The sequence below is a fragment of the Herbaspirillum sp. Her2 genome, assembly GCF_057961375.1.
In genome coordinates this window covers 864455-886430 of sequence record NZ_CM176331.1, presented here as the reverse complement: position 1 = coordinate 886430, position 21976 = coordinate 864455, and the positions used below count along the sequence as shown (strand labels likewise).

Sequence of the window (21976 nt, the reverse complement as noted above, 5' to 3'; positions counted from 1 at the left end):
TGCATGACACCATGTTCTATCGACATAACCCCGATCTGCACCCACCCCGCGCCAGGCCGTCAGGCCCAGTGGATGAGCTGGCTCCTGACGCGCCTTTGCGTCCGGTTTTGCCGGCTGCGGAGGCGCAGATTGTGTCTTGAACTTCAGCATCCCGGCAGCATTTGATGAATATTCACGCCTCCACCTTGCCTGTGTGCAATGCCCCGCTTGCGGACCTTGCCGGTTCTTCCTGCACCGTGGCGGCACACCGGAACCCGCGCGACAAAGGCAACCCAGACCATGGCTGAACTGACCCCCATCAATACCGAGCTGGACGAGAGCAAGTTCGTCACCTTCCCCGACTCGCCCTTCAAGCTCTACCAGGTGTTCCCCCCGGCGGGCGACCAGCCGGCGGCCATCGACAAGCTGGTCGAAGGCGTGCATGACGGCCTGTTCTACCAGACCCTGCTGGGCGTGACCGGCTCGGGCAAGACCTACACCATGGCCAACACGATTGCCCGCCTGGGCCGCCCGGCCATCGTGTTCGCCCCCAACAAGACGCTGGCGGCGCAGCTCTACAGCGAATTCCGCGAATTCTTCCCGCACAATGCGGTGGAATACTTCGTCAGTTACTACGACTACTACCAGCCGGAAGCCTACGTCCCCCAGCGCGACCTGTTCATCGAGAAGGATTCCTCGATCAACGAGCACATCGAGCAGATGCGCCTGTCCTGCACCAAGTCGCTGATGGAACGGCGCGACGTGGTGATCGTGGCGACCGTCTCGGCCATCTACGGTATCGGTAACCCGAACGAATACCACCAGATGATCCTGACCCTGCGCGCCAAGGACAAGGTCTCGCAGCGCGACGTCATCGCCCGCCTGATCCAGATGCAGTACACCCGCAACGAAGTCGATTTCGGCCGCGGCACCTTCCGCGTGCGCGGCGACACCATCGACGTCTTCCCGGCCGAACACGCCGAGCTGGCCGTGCGCATCGAAACCTTCGACGACGAGATCGACAGCCTGCAACTGTTCGATCCGCTGACCGGCCGGGTGCGCCAGAAGATCCCGCGCTTCACCATCTATCCCGGTTCGCACTACGTGACGCCGCGCTCGACCGTGCTGCGCGCCATCGAGACCATCAAGGAAGAACTGGCCGAGCGCCTGGAATTCTTCCGCAAGGAAAACAAGCTCATCGAAGAACAGCGGCTGGAACAGCGCACCCGCTTCGACATCGAGATGATGACCGAGATCGGTTTCACCAAGGGCATCGAGAACTACTCGCGCCACCTGTCCGGGGCCAAGCCGGGCGACCCGCCGCCGACGCTGGTGGATTATCTGCCCAAGGACGCCGTCATGTTCCTGGACGAATCGCACGTGCTGATCGGCCAGTTGAACGGCATGTACAACGGCGACCGTGCGCGCAAGGTGAACCTGGTGGACTACGGTTTCCGCCTGCCCTCGGCGCTGGACAACCGGCCGCTGAAGTTCGACGAATTCGAGAAGAAGATGCGCCAGACCATCTTCGTCTCGGCCACGCCCGCGGACTATGAAAACACCCACGCCGACCAGGTGGTGGAACAGGTGGTGCGCCCGACCGGCCTGGTGGACCCCATCATCGCCGTGCGTCCGGCCACCACGCAGGTGGATGACCTGATGCAGGAGATCAACGACCGCATCGCCAAGGACGAGCGCGTGCTGGTGACTACGCTGACCAAGCGCATGGCCGAGCAGCTGACCGAATTCCTCTCCGACAACGGCATCAAGGTGCGCTACCTGCACAGCGACATCGATACGGTCGAACGGGTGGAAATCATCCGCGACCTGCGCCTGGGTACCTTCGATGTGGTGGTCGGCATCAACCTGCTGCGCGAGGGCCTGGACATTCCCGAAGTCTCGCTGGTGGCGATCCTGGATGCGGACAAGGAAGGCTTCCTGCGTTCCGAGCGCAGCCTGATCCAGACCATCGGCCGCGCGGCCCGCAACCTCAACGGCATGGCGATCCTCTATGGCGACGTGGTGACCGATTCCATGCACAAGGCCATCGGCGAAACCGAGCGCCGCCGCGCCAAGCAGTTGGCCTTCAACGCCGCCAATGGCATCGTGCCGACCGGCATCAAGAAGGAGATCCGCGAACTGATCGACGGCGTCTTCAACCCGGCCCAGGCACGCACCGAAATGATGGTGGCCGAGGAGAAGCGCAACTACGAATCCATGAGCGAGAAGCAGATCAGCAAGGAGATCAAGCGACTGGAGAAGCAGATGCAGGAACACGCCAAGAACCTGGAGTTCGAAAAGGCCGCCGCAGCGCGCGACCAGTTGCAGCTGCTCAAGCAGCAGCTGTTCGGTGCATCGGGCAGCGATTCGGCGGTCGCCTGATCCTGCGGGGAGGCCGGCCGGGCGGTATACAATGCCGCCACTTCATTCATACGGCCGTGCCTCCCTTTCATTTTCCATGTCTTCCGTTTCCGCCCTCCCCGCTCCCCTGCTCGACCTGATCCAAACCGCCCACCCCTCCTGGCATGCCGCCCTGCGCGCCGGCATGGAGGCGATCCAGCAAGCCGATCCCGCTTATCTTCCTACCCTGGCGCAGGACGATTACCTGCCCACCGAAGGCCGCCTGTTCGCGGCCTTCGCGCAGCCCATGGACCAGGTGCGCTACGTGCTGGTGGGCGAAGGCCCCTATCCGCGCGCGGCCAGTGCCACCGGTGTGTGCTTCATGGATGGCGCGGTGGGTTCGCTGTGGTCGGAAAAGGGCTTGTCCAAGCAGGTCAATCGGGCGACCTCGCTGCGCAATTTCATGAAGATGCTGCTGGTGGCCGAAGGCGCACTTCAGGCCGGCCAGACCAGTGGCGATGCGCTGGCCGGCATTGCGGCGCAGGCCCAGGCCGATGTGGAAGGCAGCATCCAGACCCTGGCCGACCTGCAGGACAACCTGACGGCGCAAGGCTTCCTGCTGCTCAATGCCAGCCTGGTGTTCCGCAGCCACATCGCTCCGCTCAAGGATGCCAAGGGCTGGAAGCCCTTCTTTGAAACGGTATTGCGCGCCCTGGCCGAGCATGGCCAGGCACAGGGAAAAAACCTGCCCACGCTGGTGTTGTGGGGGAAGATCGCCGAGCAGCTGAGCGGCCTGCCGCTGGTAGCGCAATTCCCGCGCGCGGTGGCCGAGCATCCCTACAACCTCAGCTTCATCGAGCACAGCGGCATGCAGCAATTGTTTGCGCCCATGCAGCTGCTGAAGAAGCGGGCCTGAGGCGGCCCGCTTCCATTTCCTCGCTCAGAACTCTTCCCAGTCGTCGCCACCACCGCTCTTGGGCGGTGCTTTCGGTGCGGCTTTGGGCGCGGCAGGCGCAGCCGGTTCGGCCGGCAGCGCAGGCTTGCTGGCGGGCTTGGCCTTCAGCGGTGCCGGCTTGGGCGTGATGTTGACCGGTGCCGGACGGGCTGCTGCAGCCGGCGGCGGGGCCGCATGATGAACCGGCGGCGGCGTGATCGGTGCGGCTCCGCCGCTTTCATCCAGCTTGAAGCCCGCCACCACGGCGGCCAGGTGAGCCGCCTGTTCCTGCAGGGACTTGGCCGCTGCCGCTGCTTCCTCCACCAACGCGGCGTTCTGCTGGGTCGCCTCATCCATCAGGGTCACGGCATTGCCCACTTCGGTGATGCCGGCACTCTGCTCCTGGCTGGCTGAACTGATCTCACCCACGATGTCTGTCACGCGGCGCACGCTGGAGACCACTTCATCCATGGTCGAACCGGCCTGGGCCACCAGCTGGCTGCCCGCTTCCACCTTCTGTACCGAATCATCGATGAGCTGCTTGATCTCCTTGGCGGCCGTGGCCGAGCGCTGCGCGAGGGAACGCACTTCCGACGCCACCACCGCAAACCCGCGCCCCTGCTCACCGGCACGCGCCGCTTCCACGGCAGCATTCAAGGCCAGGATATTGGTCTGGAAGGCGATGCCATCGATGACGCTGATGATGTCGACGATCTTGCGGGAAGACTCATTGATGGAACTCATGGTGCTGACCACCTGGCCCACCACGGTGCCACCATGCACCGCCACATCCGAGGCCGACACCGCCAGCTGGTTGGCCTGGCGGGCGTTATCGGCGTTTTGCTTCACGGTGGAGGTGAGTTCTTCCATCGCCGATGCGGTCTCTTCCAGCGAACCTGCCTGCTGCTCGGTGCGGGCGGACAGGTCCATGTTGCCGCTGGCGATTTCGCTGGAAGAAACCTTCACAGACTCGCTGGCGCGCCGGATATCGAGCAAGGTGCGCGAGATCTTGTCGGCAAAGTGATTGAAGGCGCGGGAAATTTGCGCCAGTTCATCCTTGCCGCTGGTATCGAGCCGGCGCGTAAGATCGCCGTCACCTGACGCGATTTCTTCCATCGCATTGCGCACCACGCCCAGGCGGCGCAGCAGGCGCGTGATGGTGTAGCTCAGCAGCAATGCCGCCGCGACGATGGCCACCACGGCCAGAATCACCGCCAGCGCCATCAGCGCCCCAACCGCATGCGTGGCCTCGCGATAATCCAGCGCCACCACCAGCGACCAGTCGGTGTTGTCGATGGGTTGCGTAAAGAGGAGATAGGGTACGCCGCCGATGGTCGCGCTGCCGCCCTGCTTCATCCCGGCCAGCGAGGCGGCGGAGAGATTCTGGTCCAGCGCCGACACCGGCTTCAAGGCCAGCTCCTTGTTGGGGTGGGTGATGATGAGGCCATCCTTGCCGACGATGAAGGCGAAGCTGGATGGCGTGGGCTTGATGCCGGCCACGGTGCGCACCACGTTGTCGAGTTGCACGTCCGAGCCCAGCACGGCCTGCAGGGTCCCCTTGTCGCTGACCGGCTCGGCGAAGGTCACGACCAGCTTGCCGGTGGTGGCGTCCACGTAGGGGGCAGTGAGTACCGGCTTGCCGGCATCGACCGCCTGCTTGTACCAGGGCCGCGCGGTCGGATCGTAGCCGGCCGGCATCGGGTGCAGGGCCAGCATGCGCTTGTCGGGATAGCCGATGTAGGCATCATCGAAGGAACCGGCCTCCTGGGCCGCCGCGACGATGGGCAGGACATCGCTTTGCTTCAAGGCCTGCTTCATGGCCCCGGTGATGATGCGTTTGCTGCGCACCCACTCGGTGATGTTGGCGGCGTAGCTTTCGGTGAGCTGGCGGGTCTGGGTGGAAATGCCCTCCAGCGTATCGCTGCGGACGGTGTAGATGTTGGCACCACTGAGAACGATCATGGCCACCGCCACGATCAGTACGCAAATGACGATCAGCCGGGCACGAAGTGAAGACAACATGGCGAACTCCCCTGTAAGAAGCAATGAAGCGGAACCTGCATGAACAGCAACATATTTCTTTTCCCCGCGATCAATATAGCAGTGGTCGGCTACCGGGCGATGTCATTTTTGTTAAGAGAAAAGTGTCCGGAGCGGGCAAGACGGCATGGCTTTTCAGGAAACACACGCGTAAACGACAAATCCCCGCAGCAGCGGGGATCGGGGGTATTCAACGCAGCGTGCACCTGGCCATGTTGGGGGTGCTGTCGGCCATCAGGCCACCGTTGCGGGTAATACGGGTACTACGGAGATGCGTCGGGCAGGGTCTGCCTCTGTGGGCGACTGCTGGCTGCCTGCTGCGGCTCCGGGCATGCGGAGCCGGTCTCTTCTTCGTCGTTCTTCAGGCGCATCGGGCCTGGTCCTGCCGGGTACTGCGGTACTTCATTGCTGCGGGGGCTGCCATCAAGCTGGCCGCATCGGCATTCAGATCTGCGATTGCAGCTTCCAGACGGCGTGCAGGTGGCTGTGATCCAGCTGGCGCAGGCGTACTTCCATTTCGAAGTGGTCGGTCACGCCTTCGAAGTAGGCGGCGTCATGCAGGTCGGTAGCATCGTTGCGCACGGGCTTCAGGGCGTGGGCGGCGATGACTTGCTGGACAGCAAACTTCACCAGCTCGACCAGGGAGCGCAAATTGTTAGAAAAACCGGCATCTTTTGCCAATATACTGACGTTGTTCACGATGAATTCCTTCTGTTTGACGTTTGGGTGATTGAAGAATAAGGTCGCCCCCGGCTTTTGCAAAGCAACATTTTCCGTCACCACTATAAGTTTTTCTTACAGCATGTCTTCATCCTTACCCCCGCTCAAGGCCCTCAAGGTGTTCGAAGCGGCAGTCCGGACGCGGAGTCTGACGCTGGCGGCCCATGAACTTTTCATCACCCATAGCGCGGTCAGCCAGCAGATCAAAACGCTGGAAGAGTATTTCGAACAACCGTTGTTTTTACGCCAGTCGCGTGGCGTGGAACCCACAGAAGCGGCCCTGGCCTTCTATGCCGAGGTCAAAGCCAGCCTGGACCGCATTGCGCTGGCGGCCGAACAATTGTCCCTGGCCGGCAAGAGCCGCGTGGTGCGCCTGATCGCCGCGCCCTCGGTGGCCATGCGCTGGCTGATTCCGCGCCTGTCGCAGTTCCAGATTGACAACCCGCGGATCGAGGTGCGCGTCACCACGACCATGTCGGAGTATTTCGAGGATGTGAAGGATCCTTTCGACGTCATCATCTGGCGCAGCCCGCTGGAGCGCAGCGGCTACGACTGCGTGCGCTTCCTGGATGACGTGTCGGTGCCGCTGGCCTCGCCGCACTTCCTGGAGACGCACCCGATCCGGGTCCCGCGCGATTTCGTGGAGGTACCGCTGATTCACCTCTCCAGCCGTTCAGCGGCCTGGTCGCAGTGGCTGGGCAAAGCCGGGGTGGCGGTGCGGCGCAAGATGCCGGGGACGGTCTATGAACATTCCTTCCTGAGCCTGCAGGCGGCCGCCACTGACCAAGGCGTGGGCATGGGCACGCTGGCGCTGGTGGATGACGATCTGGCCGCAGGCCGGCTGGTGCGGCTGTTTCCGGAGATCGTGCTGCACGGGGAGGGTTACCACATGCTCTATCGCAGCAGCGCCGACACCAATCCGGCACTGAAGACTTTCATCACGTGGTTGAAGCAGATGGGCCAAGCGTCTTCGTTCGATCCGCAGCAGACCTGGCCGGCGGATTTTCCTGGCGAATACTGAGGGAGTCCGCCCCCGCGCCGGGCGCGGGGACAAACGCGGCGGGGATCAGTCCGCCGACTTGAGCACATGCACCTTGCGATCCGCGATCAGGTCCTTGGACTTCTCGCGATAGTCGGTCATGTGCGGCAGGGTGAAGTGCAGTTTCAGCGCTTCTTCGTCCTTCCACTTCTCGACGAAGGCAAAGGTATCCGGCCCCAGCGGCGCCTGGTTCGGGCCGAAGCCATCCACATCCACCACCAGTCCATATTCGATGCAACCTTCCTCGGCACGCACGGCGGCCAGGTTGGCACGGGCAATGGCCAGCAGCGCTTCGCGCTGGCCGGGCTTGGCGGTGATGATGGCGACGACGGTAACGGTACTCATGCGGGAATTCTCCTATGCAAGGTGACAGGCGCCGCCAGGGCGACGGCGCGGGGCCACCAGCATACGCGATTTGTCGCGCCTCAGTTGAGACGGATCTTTTCCAGCAATTGCGTGATGTTGTAGCGCATCAGCGAGAGGTAGTCCGGTGCCGGACCATCCGGTTTCGACAATGCATCGGCGTACAGCTTGCCGCCCGGTGCCGTACCGGATTCGCGGGCGATCTGCTGCAGCAGCTTGGGGTTGCTCATGTTCTCGAAGAACAGGGCCTTGATCTTCTCGCTGCGGATCTGGCGGATCAGCGAAGCCACCTCGCGGGCGCTGGGTTCGCTGTCGGTAGACACGCCCTGCGCAGCCAGGAAGCGTACCTTGTAGCGCGCACCGAAGTATTCAAAGGCGTCATGCGAGGTGATGACCTTGCGCTTGGCATCCGGGATCTGGCTGAACTGGCGTGCAGCCCAGGCATCGAGGTCCTGCAGCTTGGCGACATAGGCCTCGCCATTCTTGCGGTAGACCTCGGCACCGGCCGGGTCCAGCTTGGCCAGGGCGGTGACGATGTTGCGGGTGTAGACGATCACGTTCTGCGGATCCTGCCAGGCGTGCGGGTCGTCCTTGCCGTGATGTTCATGTCCGGCACCGTGGGCGTGGTCGTCTTCGTCCTCCCCCACGCGTTCGCGCGGCTTGATGCCGGCCGAAGCCACCACGATGGGGCCACGGTAATTGGCCGACTGCGCCAGGCGCTCCATCCAGCCTTCGAAACCGAGGCCATTGACCACGATCAGCTTGGCACGCGAGACCGCCTTGATGTCATCCGGGGCGGGCTGGAAGACGTGCGCATCTTCATCCGGACCGACCAGGGTGGAGACGGCGATGCGCTCGCCGCCGACATTGGCGACCACGTCGCCCAGGATGCTGAAGCTGGCCAGCACCGGGATGCGCTCGGCAGCGGCCGCCGGCAGGCTCGCCGCCACGGCCAGGGCCGCCAGCAGCGCAGAGAGAGGACGAAACAGTTTCATGAATACTCCGGAAAAAGAGAAGCAGAAGAAATCAGCAATAGACAGGAGAAAGTGAAGTCTCAGGCCTGCAGGTGCGGTCGCCGCAACAGGCGCGGCAGCCAGCCGCGCGGGGCCAACAACAGCGAAGCGGCATACAGCACGCCCGCGCAGACGATGATGACGGGGCCGGACGGCACCGAGGCGTAATACGAGATCAGCAGCCCCGCATACCCGGCCAGCGCCGCCTGCAACACGCTGTTGCACAGCTGCGCGGGCAAGGTGTCGTGCCACAACCGGGCCGAGACCGCCGGCAGCATCATCAGGCCGACCGCCATCAAGGTGCCCAGGGTCTGGAAGGAGGCGACCAGGTTCATCACCACGAGCATCAGGAATACCTGCTGGTAGATCGCGCCGCCGCTGCGTCCGCCGCCCACGGCCATATAGGAAGGATCGAAGCTCTCCAGCAGCAGCCCGCGATAGAGCGCGGCGATGCCCAGCACGCTGGCGCTGGCCACACCGGCAATGAGTACCAGGCCCTCGCTGTCCACGCCCAATACGTTGCCGAAGAGGATGTGCAGCAGATCGAGCTGGGTGCCGTGGCGAGAAATCAGGATCACGCCCAGCGCCAGGGCCACCACGTAGATGGCAGCCAGGCTGGCGTCTTCCTTCAGTTCGGTATGGCGGCTGATCCAGCCGGCCACGGCCACCACCAGCACCCCGGCGGCAAACCCGCCGATGGACAGCGCCGGCAACGACAGGCCGAAGAAGATGAAACCCACCGCCACGCCCGGCAGCACGGCGTGGCTCAGGGCCTCGCCGAACAGGCTCATGCGGCGCAGGGTCAGCAGCACGCCCAGCGGGGCGCTGCCCAGCGCCAGGGCAAAAGCAGCCACCAAAGCGCGGCGCATGAAGGAAAATTCCAGGAACGGGGCAATGGCCAGCGTTTGCAACGTCGAAAGTACGCTCATGCCTGGTCTCCCGGGTTGGCGGCATGGTGCGCGTGGGGATGCCCATGTGAATGTTCATGCGCATGGTCATGCACGCGCGACAAGGCCAGCACTTCCGCCTCGCTCACCTCGCAGACGCCGGCATGCTCATCGACCGCCTCGGCCATGGCGCGGGCGCGCTGCAGGTTTTCTTCACACATGACCTCGGCCGTCTCGCCCCAGGCCACCACATTGCGCGCCAGCAGCAAGGTCTGCGGGAAGGCGCGGCGCACCTGGTCGTGGTCGTGCAGCACCGCAATGACGGTACGACGTTCGGCATGCCAGGCCGAGATGATGCGCAGCAGGTCGCCGGTGGTGCGGGCGTCGATGGCATTGAAGGGTTCGTCCAGCAGGATCACCTCGGCATCTTGCAGCAGGATGCGGGCAAACAGCACGCGCTGGAACTGCCCGACTGACAGGCTGGACACCGGGCGGCCGGCAAAGCCGTCCAGCCCGACTGCCGCCAGCGCCTGCACCGCACGCTGGCGCATGGCGGCGTCGATGCCGCCCCAGTTGCCCTTGGCCTGCCAGTAACCCAGTTGCACGCAGTCGATCACCGTGATGGGGAAGCTGCGGTCAATCTCGGCCTGCTGCGGCAGGTAGGCGATGCGGCGTGCATCGACATGGGTATGCACGCGTCCGTCATTGCAGCGCACCAGCCCCAGCATGGTCTTGAGCAGGGTGCTCTTGCCGGCCCCGTTGGGACCGACGATGGCGGTGAGCGAACCACGCGCAAAGGCCCCGTTGACATGGTGCAGGGCCGGATGGCGGCGATAGCTGACGGTGAGGTTGTCCAGCGAGATGGCAGCGTCCATGTCAGCCCTCCCCCAAGGCCCAGTGCACGCCCAGCCACAGCAGCAGGACTACGGGCACAACGGCCAGCACACGCTCCCACCAGGGGCTGGCGAGCACGCCTTGCTTCAACAGGAATCGAGAGAGAAACGACACGGCAGGCAATCTGAGAAGAAGCAACACGGGCACCGGACAAGGCGGCCAGCAAGGCCGGGAAGAGCACACTTGCCCGTTGGCGCAACCGAGTTGCAGAAACAGGAAAAGCAGGCATTATAATGCAACCCTGTTGCAGAATGTAACAACGCTGCAAATCTGCCCGTGGTCCGGGGCACAATGCCGCTCTGAGGGCGGATCTTCTGCCCTGGTTTGCAGTCTGTTTCCTTGCGTTGCCGGTTTGCCGCCCCCCTTAAATTCTCTTTACAACAAGCACAAGAAAGAAGCCGCCCATGTTCCGATCCCGTCCATCGTTGCGCCTGATTCCTCTCGTCCTGCTGTCCCTGGCCAGCCTGCCTGCGCTGGCCGCCGATGAAGGCCATGACCATCATGGCAACCATCCCGCGCACGTGCACGGCGTGGGCAAGCTGGACGTGGCCCTGGAAGGCAACACCCTGACCCTGCACCTGGACAGCCCGCTGATCAACCTGGTCGGCTTCGAACACGCCGCCAGCAGCGGCAAGGACAAGGACACCGTGCGCGCCGCCGTCAAGAACCTGCGCGAGGTCAACCGCATGTTCGCCACCGATGCCGCCGCCCAGTGCAAGCCGGCCGAAGTGCAGCTGGAGTCGGCCGTGCTGACACCGGCCCTGCTGGGTGAGAAGACGCCCGCCAGCAGCGAGCCCGCCCCCAGCGATGGCCATGCCGACCTCGATGGCGATTTCACCCTGGTCTGCGCCACCCCCGGCGCACTCAATACGGTGGATGTGAGCGGCCTGTTTGCCGCCTTCCCCGGCTTCCAGCGCATCGACGTGCAACTGGCCACGCCCAAGAAGCAAGGTGCGGTGCAACTGGTGCCGGGCAGCGCCCTGATCCCCCTGAACTGATGCGACGACCCGCCGGGGCCACCTGCCCCGGCAACCAGTCAGCCCAATGACAGGCAGCGGCGCTATGATCGGCCCTGCCCCTCTGCCTCGGCACTCCTGCGCTTTTCCTTCATGTTGTCATGACTCTCCCTGAACGCCCCTCCCCGGCCGCCGCCATCGCCATGCGCGACCTGCGCTTCACCTGGCCCGGCCAGACGCACCCGGCGCTGGCCTTGCCGCATTTCCAGGTCGCGGCTGGTGAACATGTCTTCGTCAGCGGCCCCAGCGGCAGCGGCAAGAGCACCCTGCTGGCCGCCATCGGCGGCATCATCGTGCCGCAAGCCGGCACCGTGGAAGTCCTGGGCCAGCCCTTGCACAGCCTCTCTGCAGCGCGGCGGGACCGCTTCCGGGTGGATCACATCGGTTTCATCTTCCAGCAGTTCAATTTGCTGCCTTACCTGTCGATCCTCGACAACGTGCTGCTGCCCTGCCAGTTCTCGTCCTACCGCAGGGAGTGCGCCGGCCAGCAAGGGGCCGATCTCAAGGGCGTGGCGCAATCCCTGCTGGCGGCGCTGGATCTGGCACCGGGCCTGTGGACGCGCCCCGTGACCCAACTCTCCATCGGCCAGCAGCAACGCGTGGCCGCCGCGCGCTCGCTGATCGGCCGTCCGGAAATCATCGTCGCCGATGAACCGACCTCGGCCCTGGACAGTGACCGCCAGCAAGCCTTCCTCGACCTGCTGCAGCGCGAATGTGCGCAGAGCGGCGCAGCACTGGTCTTTGTCAGCCACGACCAGCGCCTGGCCGAACGCTTCAACCGCCGCATCGCGCTGGAACAGTTGAACCAGGCCGCCCGTCCCGAGGAGGCCGCATGAAGCTGCTCCTGCGACTGGCCGCGCGCAGTGCCTGGAACCGGCGCTTCACGCTGGGGCTGATGCTGCTGGCCATTGCCCTCTCTACCACCATGCTGCTCGGCATCGAACGGGTACGCCATGAAGTGCGGGCCGGGTTCTCGCAATCGGTGTCCGGCACGGACCTGGTGGTCGGTGCGCGAACCAGTCCGATCCAGCTGATGCTGTACGCCATCTTCCGCATCGGCGGGGCCACCAACAACATGGGCTGGGACAGTGCCCAGACCCTGGCGCGCAATCCGGCGGTGGCCTGGACCATCCCGATCTCGCTGGGCGATTCACATCGCGGCTTCCCGGTGCTGGCCACCAATGGCGATTACTTCGCCCATTTCCGCTATGGCAGCGGCCAGTCGCTCAAGCTGGCCCAAGGCCAGCCCTTTGCCGGCGTCTTCGATGCCGTACTGGGGGCGGACGTGGCCGACAAGTTGCACTATCACCTCGGTGACGTCATCGTGCTGGCCCACGGCATGGGTGGTCTCGGGCTGACCCAGCACGCCGACAAACCCTTCAAGGTGGTCGGCATCCTGGCCCGCACCGGCACCCCGGTGGACCGCACGGTACATATCGGCCTGGATGGCATGCAGGCCATCCACCTTGACTGGGAAGGCGGTGCGCCCTTGCCGGGGGTGCATATCCCGGCCGAATTCGTGAAGAAATTCAACCTGACGCCGACCAGCATCACCGCCGTCCTGGTGGGCCTGAAGAGCCGCGCCCGCGTGTTCGCCGTGCAGCGCGCCATTGCCGATGGCGATGGCTTCAAGGAGCCCTTGATGGCCGTGCTGCCGGGCGTGGCGCTGGACCAGTTATGGGACGTGGTCGGTATCGGCGAGAACGCCTTGCTGGTGGTCTCGGGCATGGTGGTGGTGGTCGGCCTGGCCGGGCTGGTGGCGGCGATCCTGGCCAGCCTGGGCGAGCGGCGGCGCGAGCTGGCCATCCTGCGCTCGGTCGGGGCGCGTCCGCTGGATGTGCTGTGGCTGCTGTGCGTGGAGGGACTGGGCGTGATGCTGTGCGGCGTGCTGGCGGGGCTGTTGCTGCTGAGCGGACTGATCTGGGTGCTGGGGCCGATGCTGGCTGACCAGTTCGGCATTGCCCTGCATCCCGCCTGGCCGGCGGCAGGCGAATTACAATTGCTGCTCTGGACCGTGCTGGCCGGACTGGTGGCCAGCCTGTTGCCGGCCTGGCGCGCGTATCGCCTGAGCCTGTCGGACGGCCTGACACCAAGACTCTGATCTGGAAGCCATGATATGAAGACTCTTTACTGGATAGGCGGCATCGTGGTCGCCGGCCTGTGGGCCGGGCTGGGCGTGCGCCTGCTCTCGCAAGTCAACGCCCACGCGGCCCCGGCGGCCGCGCCTGCAGCGGTCAGCGCAGCCCCGGCGACGTCTGCTGCGCTGGCCGGCGCGGTCCCCGCCGTCACGGCACGCGCAGATGCCGGCAGCACGGTACCGGGCGTGGCGGACGCATCCAACGGCCCCTACAAGGTCGGCGACCAGTTGCAGCAAAGTGCCTCCGTGACCGAAAAGCCTTACCAGGCCTCGGGCAAGATGGTGAACGGCTTCCAGGAGATCGCCTGGGAATCGTTGATCCCCAAGGACTGGGACCCGATGGCCCCCTTCAAGGGCTTGAAACTGGACCAGATGACCGATGACGATCCGCGTGCCGATGCGGCGCTGTGGAAGGCCAAGAAATACTGGAAGGATGCCCCGGTCGACCCGGCCATGGAAGGCAAGCCGGTACGCCTGCCCGGCTTTGTGGTATCCCTGGACCGGGAAGGCGAGGCACTCAAGGAATTCCTGCTGGTCCCCTACTTCGGTGCCTGCATTCACGTGCCGCCACCGCCGGCCAACCAGATCATTCACGTCAAGAGCGCCAAGGCCGTCAAGAATGTGCGCACCATGGATGCGGTGTGGATCAGCGGCGTGCTCAAGGTGGAACGCTCGGATTCTTCCATGGGCGCATCCAACTACAGCATGAAAGCGGTCAGCGTCGAACCCTACAGCGCGCCGGACAAGAGCTGAGTCGCCGCCCGACGGCTTATCCCCAGTTTCTCCTCTGCCTCCTCCAAGGCCTGCCCTGCGCAGGCCTTATCCACATTTTACGGGGGCAAGCTTGTGGACAAGGCTTTGACAAGCCACCCAAGCCCTTGATTATTCAGTACTTTTCCCTCCCGCCTCGGCAGCGCGCAGAAATGGTGCAGTCGCCTTCCGCCCATCTCGCGGCCCTGACTTGTCCCCTTCCCTTGAGCGGATATCCACATTTTTTGGGAGCAAGCCTGTGGAGAAGCGCTGGGCAAGTCAGGCAAGGTCTTGATTGCAAAGGACTTTCCTTAGCCGAGGCAGCAGCAGGCAAAAAACGGGCAGCCCGGCAGACCCGATCAGCGTTGCAGGACCTGCAAGGATATCCACATTTTCTGGGAGCAAGCTTGTGGAGAAGCACTTGACAAGCCACTCAAGCCGTTGATTCCAAACAACTTTTCATTAACGCAACTGCGGCTGGCAAAGACTACCCAAATACGCCCGACCTTGGCTTTTCAGCTTGCTCCGGACTCGAAATACGGCATCGCCAGGCGCTTCCGGCAGGATATCCACACATTTTGGGAGCAAGCCTGTGGACAAGCGCTTGACAAGAGATCCAAGTAATTGATTACAAAGGAAAAACCATTTCAGATGCAAACCCGGGCAGTTTTTTGGCGCACCAGTCCGTCCGCCGCAAAGCCGCGCCCAGACTGGCCGAGCGGGGTGATATCCACACTTTTTGGGAGCAAGCCTGTGGAAAAGCACTGGACAAGCCACTCAAGCCATTGATTGTTAAGGGTTTTATGAAAAATGATACGAGACGGGCAACGCCTGTTGGCCTGCAGCCCTTGCATGGATATCCACATTTTTTGGGAGCAAGCCTGTGGAAAAGCGCTGGGTAAGCGCATCAAGTCGTTGATTGCAAAGGGAATTCACCACCAGGGCAGCGGATGGGCAACCGGCGGGCAACACGGGGAGCAGAAGAGAGGAAAAAGCGATGAGCAGGCCCCGGTGACGGAGCCTGCCCGGAAGGGAGGGACGCACCCCGCGCCGCGCACCGACAAGCTTGCGCCTGACGGGAAGGGAGGACCGCGGCTTCCATTACGTGTGCGACCTGCCGGGTTACAACGCCACTGTCCGGCCTGGGCGTGAAGCATGAAGCTGGGAGAAACTGGCTGACCCGCAGAAAAAAAAGCCTGCGACGCGCTCGCATCGCAGGCAACAACATCTGCACAGCGTCAGAGGAGACGTGTTGAAGTCTAGTGGCCGCGTATGACCGCGCCATGACAGTGCACAGGGGATATGAAGGAAAAAGCGAGAGCGGCAGCGGCCGGGAGAAAAGTGATACCGAAAGTGATACCGAAAATGTCATGAAGCCGTCATAACGACGAACTATAGTGTGAACCCTAGTGCGGTACATGCAACCGATATGCATGATCGCATGGTGTGTTGGACATCTGTCCAGCACACCCTCCTCTCGGAGGCGTCCGCCTCCATGACATTCCCTGAAGAAACTGCTGAAGAAAAACGACGAACGTCTTACCAGACGCCTTCGATGGCCGTGGCCTGCAGTTTGATGCGCGAGACTTCGCCATCGGCGCCTTGCAGGGCCAGGTCGTCCGGCATGGCCTTGGGCGGCTTGCGGAACCATTCCAGGCACAGTTGCGACAGATTGGTCAGCGCCTTCTTGGCCATGAACTGCTGCAACAGCTCTCGCGTCAGTTCCAGGTTGGAAGCCAGGTAGAAGTCGCCCGGCTTGGCCAGTGCCTGCACGTCCGCGCTCATGCGCTGCAAGTCCTTCTGGAACATCTGGCGCGGCACCGGCAGCGGGTGGCCGGCCGAAACCAGCAGTTCCTGGAACAGCGGTGCCATGAAGTCCAGCGCATAGCCGTCGCACTGCACCCAGGCGTGGAAAGCATCCTGGTGGCTGGTGACGCTTTGGCCGTCCTCCCCCAGTGAACCAAAGGACAGCGCGCCGCCGCCATCTTCACGAATCAGGTAGAAGGCCGCACCGGCGACCGGGAAGGCATTGCGCTTGTAGAACTTCTTGAGGATCTGGGCGGCGGTGACGGAAAAGAAGAAACTGGCGGCCGGGATGTCCGCTTCCACGCTGTGCAGCACGGAATGGATGACGCGGAAGATGCGTTGGTAATCGGCCAGGGGGATCAATGGGCGCAGGTTCTGCGCGGAGGAATGTGAGCTTTGCATGGGCGCTATTTTCTCATGGAAAAGAACGGGCAAGCCGCTGGGCCGCTCCACGGGCGTGCCGGACTGCACACTCCCATTGCGTGACGCGCTTTGGAACAAAAGCGGCTGCACGACTTGCCGTTCCACCCTCAAGACATGTTTACTACGCAAAACTCTGCTGCTACTGCTACGGCTACTTCAACTGCTGCTACGCACTGCAACTGCAACTACCACTACAAATCAATTGCAAAACGAAACGACATTGGTTCACTGCTGCTGCGGATGCTTGCTGTTGTTGCAGGCACTACCCCTAGTGCCACGCGACGGTACTGCCTTTGCTGCTTCACTCCCCCTCACTTCACTTCCCCTGCGATCCCTCGCCCCCAGGCATTGCTCCCCTGGAATTCAATCCGGCTTCTTCGGCTCCTGCATGAAGCAGGTGCAATCAACATCGTGATACTGTGCGCAGTGCTGCAGCGACGGCCGGGTCAGGCCATTGTCGAACAGCGAACGGTCTTCGGCATCCACCTTCACGTAGCGCAGGGCCGAGGCCATCACCTGCTGGTCGCGCCGGCCGATGTCGTCGAGCGACACTTCCAGGCTGCCCCACTCCTTGTCGGTCTTGACGAAGAGATACATCAGCACGGTGCAGAAGACCAGATAACTGATGAACATCAGGGTGATTTCACCCGGTACGGATTCGGTAACGAAATGCATGGCTGGCTCCTAAGGCAAGATTCTTGGTCAAGGTCTTGCGTGCCAGTCACGACCCCACTGTGTGGTCGGGGGTCCGGGGCACAGACCGTGTTTCATTGGTTCCCATGGTAGTGGCCCAACGTGACTGCGAACATCGGGGAATTCCTGATCCTGCAACGTGGCTTGTCAGATCGACAGCAAGCTGGCACAAGGCTTTGCCGCATATCAAGCTCTTCCACGAGCTCTGAAAGTTACGTGCATTTCAAGCCGGCCTGCCGCAGGGAAACAGCCGAAAAAAAACCCGCCAGGCTTGCGCATGGCGGGTTCAGGCTCGAATTGTCCAAGTCCAAGGACGTCTGAGGAGACGCCCTCAATGTACCGGGCCACGCAGCGGCTGAAAACGAAGCATTCGTCATGCGCTTATGCCGTTGACGTATAAGCCGCCCGCCGCCCCGCTCAGACCGCGTTGACGGGCAGCCAGCGCTCCACCAGTCGGGTCCAGAAGGCGGCTCCCACCGGGATGTTGGCATCATTGAAATCGTAGCCTGCGTTGTGCAGCATGGGCTGGCCCTGCCCGTTGCCCACCCGCAAGAAGCAGCCAGGGCGCTGTTGCAGGAAGTAGGCAAAATCCTCGCTGCCGGCAATCGGACCGAAGGGCGCGATCACCTTCTCCGCACCCACCAGTTCCTCCGCCACGCTGCGAGCGAATTCGGTTTCGGCATCGCTGTTGACCAGCACCGGATAGCCGCGCAGGTACTCGATGTCTGCGCGCGCGCCGTAGCTCTCGGCATGCAGCGCCACCAGCGCGCGGATACGTTCTTCCAGCAAGGCGCGCACCTCGGGCTTGAAGGAGCGCACGCTCAACTCCAGCGTGGCGAATTCGGGAATCACGTTGGACGCCTTGCCCGCATGCAGGCTGCCGACCGTGACCACTGCCGTTTCCATCGGATCGACATTGCGCGAGACCACCGTCTGCAAGGCCATCACCAGGCTGGCGGCGGCCACCACCGGATCGACCGACAGGTGCGGACGTGCGGCATGGCTGCCGCGCCCGGTGAGGCGGATCTTGACGGTATCGCAGGCGGCCATGAAGGGACCGCTGCGGAACATGAAGGTCCCTGCTTCCACGCCCGGATGATTGTGGATGCCGAAGACGGCATCGCAGGGAAAACGTTCGAAGAGCCCATCGGCCAGCATCTTCTGCGCGCCGCTGTCGAAGCCGGCTTCCTCGGCCGGCTGGAAGATCAGGTGCAGCGTGCCATCAAAACGGCGCGTGCGGGCCAGGTGCTTGGCCGCCCCCAGCAGCATGGCGGTATGGCCATCATGGCCGCAGGCGTGCATGGCACCGGGCTTCACGCTGGCCCAGTCCAGGCCGGTTTCTTCATGGATGGGCAAGGCATCCATGTCGGCGCGCAGGCCAATGCTGCGGGCACTGCTGCCGGCCTTGAGGGTGGCGACCAGCCCGTTGCCGCCGATGTGGCGGGTGACGGCATAGCCCCACTCTTCCAGGCGCGCGGCGACCAGGGCGGCGGTATCGACTTCCTCGAAGGACAGTTCGGGATGCTGATGCAGATGGCGGCGGATGCCGGTGATTTCGTCATGGATATCGTGCAGGTCGGCGACCTCGCACAGGGCGTGTTCATGCGGGTGACTCATTGTTTCTCCGTGGGGGATGGGCGGCGCGCCAGCACATCGCGGCCCTGCTCGGCCAGGTCCCAGAACAGGCCCGCCATCAGCTGCAGCGACTCGCGCGACACGCTGGCCAGTATATGCTCGTTGGGCGCGTGCTGTGAGCACGCCGGATAGGAGTGCGGCACCCACAGCGTCGGCAGGCCGAGGGTCTCGGAGAAGACATCGTTGGGCAGCGAGCCCCCCAGGTTGGGCAGCAAGGTCGGTGTCTTGCCGGTGCTCTCCTGCAGCGAGGCCAGGCCCCAGCGCACCCATTCATCATCCGGATCGAGCCGGGTCGCGGAAAACTGCACGCCCGACAGCGTCACCTGCACATCGTCATAGCCGTGCTCATCCAGATGTGCGCGGATGTGTTCGATGAAATGCGCATCATCGCTGCCCACCACGAAGCGGATCTGGCAATGCGCCGTGGCACGCCCCGGAATGGCATTGACGGGGGCCTCCGGATTGCCGGTCTTGAAGGCCAGCACTTCCAGCGTATTCCAGCCGAAGACGCGCTCGGCGGGCGTGAGGTCGGGCTCGCCCCAATCCGGATCGATCTCGGGATCGGTGAGGCCGCCGCCCAGCTTGACGCTGGCCAGGGCCTTGCGCACGCTCTGCGGCAGGGCATCCGGCAGCAAGGCCGGCACGCGGATGGCACCGCGTTCATCGACCAGGCAGGCGATCGCATTGGCCAGGCGCACGCCAGGATTGCGCAGCAGGCCGCCCCAGTTGCCGGAGTGATGGCCGCCGTCGCGCAGATGGCAGGTCAGATCAAAGTTGCAGCCGCCGCGCGAGCCCAGGAACATGGTCGGCGTGGGAGCGTTCACGCGCGGGCCGTCGGAGGCGATGAAGAGATCAGCCTTCAGGCGCTCTGCATACTGGCGGCAGACTTCGTTCAGGCCGGGTGACCCGGTTTCCTCGCCCATTTCCAGGATCAGCTTGACGTTGTAGCCGAGCTTGCCGCCGCGTACCTTCATGACTTCTTCCAGCGCGGCCAGGTTGATGGTGTGCTGGGCCTTGTTGTCGGCGATGCCGCGTCCGTACCAGCGTTCGCCCTCGACCACGATCTCCCACGGCGAGAGGCCGGCGCGCCATTGATTGTCATAGCCGCGCACCACGTCGCCATGCCCGTAGGTCAGCAAGGTGAAGGCGGCCCCCTCCTCGATGCGCTCGGCGATCAGGAAGGGACTGCCGCCCGGCAACGGATTGTCGATCACTTCGCAGTCAAATCCCAGCGTGACGAGATAAGGCGTGATCTCCTGCCGCAGGTAGTCGTAGAGGATGGGCAGGCTGGCCGCTTCCTGGCTCTCGGTACGGATGGCCACGCGGCGCTTCAGGGTTTCCATGAAACGGCCGTCGTCGAAGTAAGCCTGTACGCCGGCGATGGCTTGTGCTCTGCTCATGCTGCTGCTCCTTGGTTTTTTTCAGTTTGGTTCATGTGTTCAGGCGGCTGCCGCCAGCGCCGGAATACCCAGGCCCGGATCGGGCGTCAGCGCCGAGGCCAGCAGCATGCGGGTATACGGATGCTGGGGATCGCTGAAGAGTTGTTCACGTGAGGCCAACTCCACGATGCTGCCCTTGTTCATCACGGCCACCCGGTCCACCAGGTGCTCCACCACGCCCAGGTCGTGGCTGATGAACAGGTAGGTCAGCCCGAACTCGGCCTTCAAGTCCAGCAGCAGGTTCAGGATCTGCGCCTGCACCGACACATCCAGCGCCGAGGTCGGTTCGTCGCAGATGAGGATGTCGGGCCGCAGGATCAGTGCCCGCGCAATCGCCACCCGCTGCCGCTGGCCGCCGGAGAGCTGGTTGGGATATTGCGTGTGGGTGCGCTCCGGCATGCCCACCAGATCGAGGATCTGGCGCACCTGGCGATTGCGCTCGGTAGCGTTGCCGATGCCATGCAGCTTCAGCGGCAGGCCGACGATCTCGCCCACGGTCTTGCGCGGATTGAGTGACGAATACGGGTCCTGGAAAATCGGCTGGATGTGACGTGCATGCGCGCGGCGCTCGGTCGGATCGACCTCCTGGCCGTTGATGAGCACGTTGCCCGAGGTCGGCGCCAGCAGGCCCAGCAGCATCTTGGCCAGGGTGCTCTTGCCGCAGCCGGACTCGCCGACCAGGCCCAGCGTCTCGCCGCGATAAAGACGCAGCGACACGTCATCGACCGCCTTCAGTTCACCGGGTGCCTGGAACAGCCCGCGCTTGAGCGGATACACCTTCGACAAGGCGCACAGCTCCAGCGCAATATCGTCGAGCGGTGGCCATGGTGTCAGGGAAGTGTTCATGCTGCCACCTCCATCGCCGACACCGGCGCATCGAGCTTGAAACAGCGCGCCTCATGCGGCAAGCCGGGGCTGCCCTGCTGCACCATGGGCGGATCCTGTTCGCAGCCGCTGTCGGCCAGGGTACAGCGATTGCGGAAGGCGCAGCCGCTGACCTGCCCGACCAGGCTGGGCACCACGCCCGGAATGGCTTGCAGCCTGCTGCCCGGCAAGGTCTTGCCGCGCACCGGGATGCAATTGAGCAAGCCGCGCGTATAGGGATGGCGCGGCTGCGCGAAGAGTTGCGCCACGCCGCTGGTTTCGACCACCTGCCCCGCATACATCACGGCCACGCGATCGGCGATGCGCGAGACCACGCCCAGGTCATGCGTGATGAAGATGACCGCAGTCCCGAACTCCTGCTGCAGTTCGCGGATCATGCGCAGGATCTGCGCCTGGATGGTCACGTCCAGTGCGGTAGTGGGTTCGTCGGCGATGATCAGGTCCGGGCTGCACATGAGCGACATGGCGATCATCACGCGCTGGCGCAGGCCGCCGGAGAGCTGGTGCGGATACTGGCGCAGGCGGTCTTCGGCGTTGCTGATGCCGGTCCGGTGCAGCAGGTAGAGCGCACGTTCGCGTGCCTCGCCACGTGTGACGCCCGGCTGCTGCAGCATCGCCTCGCAAAGCTGGTTGCCCAGCGTGTAGGCGGGGTTCAGCGACGTCATCGGCTCCTGGAAAATCATCGACATGCGCTTGCCGCGCAACTGCATGCGCTGCCGTTCGCTCATGGTGTTGAGATCGGCGCCATCGAAGAGGATGTGGTCGGCGCTGCATTGCGCCTTGCGCGGCAGCAGGCCCATCAAGGCCAGCGAAGTCATGGACTTGCCACAGCCGGACTCGCCGACCAGGCACAGCATCTCTCCACGGCGCACCTGGAAATCGATGCCGCGCACGGCATGCAGCATGCCGTTTTCGGTGGGCAAGTCCACCTTCAGATTTTTCACGTCCAGCAATATGCTCATGGTGTGCTCCTTGCGTGAACC

The 21976-nt window shown here is 63.6% G+C and carries 20 protein-coding genes; 7 read left to right on the top strand and 13 right to left on the bottom strand.

What is annotated here, in order from left to right; translation table 11 throughout:
• Positions 1-279 precede the first annotated feature (279 nt).
• A complete protein-coding gene (gene uvrB, locus ACWHXP_RS04070; RefSeq protein ID WP_489623258.1) occupies positions 280-2361 on the top strand; it encodes an excinuclease ABC subunit UvrB in 2082 nt (693 codons plus the stop codon).
• A gap of 76 nt (positions 2362-2437) precedes the next feature.
• Positions 2438-3235 carry a uracil-DNA glycosylase family protein gene (locus tag ACWHXP_RS04065; RefSeq protein ID WP_489634437.1) on the top strand — a complete coding sequence of 266 codons (798 nt, stop codon included), beginning with the start codon at positions 2438-2440 and terminating at the stop codon, positions 3233-3235.
• 24 nt (positions 3236-3259) lie between these two features.
• On the opposite strand, the gene ACWHXP_RS04060 is transcribed toward ACWHXP_RS04065, so the two are convergent.
• Together ACWHXP_RS04060 and ACWHXP_RS04055 are read right to left on the bottom strand one after the other, a co-directional pair.
• Entirely contained in the window at positions 3260-5275 is a 2016-nt protein-coding gene (locus ACWHXP_RS04060) for a methyl-accepting chemotaxis protein (protein ID WP_489634438.1), read from the bottom strand.
• A 462-nt stretch (positions 5276-5737) separates the two neighbouring features.
• Positions 5738-5992: a hypothetical protein gene (locus tag ACWHXP_RS04055; RefSeq protein WP_039785006.1), complete on the bottom strand. Its 255-nt coding sequence runs from the start codon at positions 5990-5992 to the stop codon at positions 5738-5740.
• Between the two features lie 103 nt (positions 5993-6095).
• Between ACWHXP_RS04055 and ACWHXP_RS04050 the strand changes: the two genes are divergently transcribed.
• Positions 6096-7034 (top strand): LysR substrate-binding domain-containing protein, encoded by a 939-nt coding sequence (locus tag ACWHXP_RS04050; RefSeq protein ID WP_034335739.1) that lies wholly within the window; start codon positions 6096-6098, stop codon positions 7032-7034.
• A 45-nt stretch (positions 7035-7079) separates the two neighbouring features.
• On the opposite strand, the gene ACWHXP_RS04045 is transcribed toward ACWHXP_RS04050, so the two are convergent.
• From ACWHXP_RS04045 to ACWHXP_RS04025, 5 genes are all read right to left on the bottom strand, one after another.
• Entirely contained in the window at positions 7080-7397 is a 318-nt protein-coding gene (locus ACWHXP_RS04045) for a putative quinol monooxygenase (RefSeq protein ID WP_039784852.1), read from the bottom strand.
• 80 nt (positions 7398-7477) lie between these two features.
• Positions 7478-8410: a metal ABC transporter substrate-binding protein gene (locus tag ACWHXP_RS04040; protein ID WP_288067317.1), complete on the bottom strand. Its 933-nt coding sequence runs from the start codon at positions 8408-8410 to the stop codon at positions 7478-7480.
• Positions 8411-8469: 59 nt separating this feature from the next.
• Positions 8470-9357: a metal ABC transporter permease gene (locus tag ACWHXP_RS04035; RefSeq protein ID WP_039784850.1), complete on the bottom strand. Its 888-nt coding sequence runs from the start codon at positions 9355-9357 to the stop codon at positions 8470-8472.
• Positions 9354-10190, bottom strand: coding sequence for a zinc ABC transporter ATP-binding protein AztA (gene aztA / locus ACWHXP_RS04030; RefSeq protein WP_489634439.1), 837 nt, complete (start codon positions 10188-10190; stop codon positions 9354-9356). The genes ACWHXP_RS04035 and aztA overlap by 4 nt, the downstream gene beginning before the upstream one ends.
• Position 10191: 1 nt before the next feature.
• A complete protein-coding gene (locus tag ACWHXP_RS04025) occupies positions 10192-10323 on the bottom strand; it encodes a hypothetical protein (RefSeq protein WP_256497406.1) in 132 nt (43 codons plus the stop codon).
• A 290-nt stretch (positions 10324-10613) separates the two neighbouring features.
• Between ACWHXP_RS04025 and ACWHXP_RS04020 the strand changes: the two genes are divergently transcribed.
• The 4 genes from ACWHXP_RS04020 to ACWHXP_RS04005 all read left to right on the top strand — a co-directional run bounded on the left by ACWHXP_RS04020 (position 10614) and on the right by ACWHXP_RS04005 (position 14115).
• On the top strand, positions 10614-11207 hold the full coding sequence (locus ACWHXP_RS04020; protein ID WP_134222888.1) for a DUF2796 domain-containing protein: 594 nt from the start codon (positions 10614-10616) through the stop codon (positions 11205-11207).
• A gap of 119 nt (positions 11208-11326) precedes the next feature.
• Positions 11327-12061, top strand: a complete 735-nt coding sequence (locus tag ACWHXP_RS04015; RefSeq protein ID WP_489634440.1) for an ABC transporter ATP-binding protein — start codon at positions 11327-11329, stop codon at positions 12059-12061.
• Positions 12058-13326 carry an ABC transporter permease gene (locus tag ACWHXP_RS04010; RefSeq protein WP_489634441.1) on the top strand — a complete coding sequence of 423 codons (1269 nt, stop codon included), beginning with the start codon at positions 12058-12060 and terminating at the stop codon, positions 13324-13326. Before ACWHXP_RS04015 ends, ACWHXP_RS04010 begins: the two co-directional genes overlap by 4 nt.
• A gap of 15 nt (positions 13327-13341) precedes the next feature.
• Positions 13342-14115, top strand: a complete 774-nt coding sequence (locus tag ACWHXP_RS04005) for a DUF3299 domain-containing protein (protein ID WP_489634442.1) — start codon at positions 13342-13344, stop codon at positions 14113-14115.
• Positions 14116-15651: 1536 nt separating this feature from the next.
• Here ACWHXP_RS04005 and ACWHXP_RS04000 read toward each other — a convergent pair.
• From ACWHXP_RS04000 to ACWHXP_RS03975, 6 genes are all read right to left on the bottom strand, one after another.
• Positions 15652-16320, bottom strand: coding sequence for a DUF2026 family protein (locus tag ACWHXP_RS04000; protein ID WP_134222890.1), 669 nt, complete (start codon positions 16318-16320; stop codon positions 15652-15654).
• A gap of 384 nt (positions 16321-16704) precedes the next feature.
• Complete coding sequence (locus ACWHXP_RS03995) at positions 16705-17016, bottom strand: hypothetical protein (RefSeq protein ID WP_121042171.1); 312 nt, start codon at positions 17014-17016, stop codon at positions 16705-16707.
• 435 nt (positions 17017-17451) lie between these two features.
• A complete protein-coding gene (locus tag ACWHXP_RS03990) occupies positions 17452-18651 on the bottom strand; it encodes a M20 aminoacylase family protein (RefSeq protein WP_489634443.1) in 1200 nt (399 codons plus the stop codon).
• Positions 18648-20069 (bottom strand): M20 family metallopeptidase, encoded by a 1422-nt coding sequence (locus ACWHXP_RS03985; protein WP_209583719.1) that lies wholly within the window; start codon positions 20067-20069, stop codon positions 18648-18650. The genes ACWHXP_RS03990 and ACWHXP_RS03985 overlap by 4 nt, the downstream gene beginning before the upstream one ends.
• A 39-nt stretch (positions 20070-20108) precedes the next feature.
• Complete coding sequence (locus ACWHXP_RS03980) at positions 20109-20954, bottom strand: ATP-binding cassette domain-containing protein (protein WP_489634444.1); 846 nt, start codon at positions 20952-20954, stop codon at positions 20109-20111.
• A complete protein-coding gene (locus ACWHXP_RS03975; RefSeq protein WP_489634445.1) occupies positions 20951-21955 on the bottom strand; it encodes an ABC transporter ATP-binding protein in 1005 nt (334 codons plus the stop codon). Before ACWHXP_RS03975 ends, ACWHXP_RS03980 begins: the two co-directional genes overlap by 4 nt.
• Positions 21956-21976 lie beyond the last annotated feature (21 nt).

What these genes read in the sequence shown, in the direction of transcription:
- uvrB (WP_489623258.1), top strand. Translation starts at nt 280, where the DNA reads ATGGCTGAACTGACCCCCATCAATACCGAGCTGGACGAGAGCAAGTTC.
- ACWHXP_RS03980 (WP_489634444.1), bottom strand. Translation starts at nt 20,954, where the DNA reads ATGAACACTTCCCTGACACCATGGCCACCGCTCGACGATATTGCGCTG.
- ACWHXP_RS04010 (WP_489634441.1), top strand. Translation starts at nt 12,058, where the DNA reads ATGAAGCTGCTCCTGCGACTGGCCGCGCGCAGTGCCTGGAACCGGCGC.
- ACWHXP_RS03990 (WP_489634443.1), bottom strand. Translation starts at nt 18,651, where the DNA reads ATGAGTCACCCGCATGAACACGCCCTGTGCGAGGTCGCCGACCTGCAC.
- ACWHXP_RS04045 (WP_039784852.1), bottom strand. Translation starts at nt 7,397, where the DNA reads ATGAGTACCGTTACCGTCGTCGCCATCATCACCGCCAAGCCCGGCCAG.
- ACWHXP_RS04060 (WP_489634438.1), bottom strand. Translation starts at nt 5,275, where the DNA reads ATGTTGTCTTCACTTCGTGCCCGGCTGATCGTCATTTGCGTACTGATC.
- ACWHXP_RS04035 (WP_039784850.1), bottom strand. Translation starts at nt 9,357, where the DNA reads ATGAGCGTACTTTCGACGTTGCAAACGCTGGCCATTGCCCCGTTCCTG.
- ACWHXP_RS03995 (WP_121042171.1), bottom strand. Translation starts at nt 17,016, where the DNA reads ATGCATTTCGTTACCGAATCCGTACCGGGTGAAATCACCCTGATGTTC.
- ACWHXP_RS04005 (WP_489634442.1), top strand. Translation starts at nt 13,342, where the DNA reads ATGAAGACTCTTTACTGGATAGGCGGCATCGTGGTCGCCGGCCTGTGG.
- ACWHXP_RS04050 (WP_034335739.1), top strand. Translation starts at nt 6,096, where the DNA reads ATGTCTTCATCCTTACCCCCGCTCAAGGCCCTCAAGGTGTTCGAAGCG.
- aztA (WP_489634439.1), bottom strand. Translation starts at nt 10,190, where the DNA reads ATGGACGCTGCCATCTCGCTGGACAACCTCACCGTCAGCTATCGCCGC.
- ACWHXP_RS04065 (WP_489634437.1), top strand. Translation starts at nt 2,438, where the DNA reads ATGTCTTCCGTTTCCGCCCTCCCCGCTCCCCTGCTCGACCTGATCCAA.
- ACWHXP_RS04020 (WP_134222888.1), top strand. Translation starts at nt 10,614, where the DNA reads ATGTTCCGATCCCGTCCATCGTTGCGCCTGATTCCTCTCGTCCTGCTG.
- ACWHXP_RS03985 (WP_209583719.1), bottom strand. Translation starts at nt 20,069, where the DNA reads ATGAGCAGAGCACAAGCCATCGCCGGCGTACAGGCTTACTTCGACGAC.
- ACWHXP_RS04015 (WP_489634440.1), top strand. Translation starts at nt 11,327, where the DNA reads ATGACTCTCCCTGAACGCCCCTCCCCGGCCGCCGCCATCGCCATGCGC.
- ACWHXP_RS03975 (WP_489634445.1), bottom strand. Translation starts at nt 21,955, where the DNA reads ATGAGCATATTGCTGGACGTGAAAAATCTGAAGGTGGACTTGCCCACC.
- ACWHXP_RS04000 (WP_134222890.1), bottom strand. Translation starts at nt 16,320, where the DNA reads ATGCAAAGCTCACATTCCTCCGCGCAGAACCTGCGCCCATTGATCCCC.
- ACWHXP_RS04040 (WP_288067317.1), bottom strand. Translation starts at nt 8,410, where the DNA reads ATGAAACTGTTTCGTCCTCTCTCTGCGCTGCTGGCGGCCCTGGCCGTG.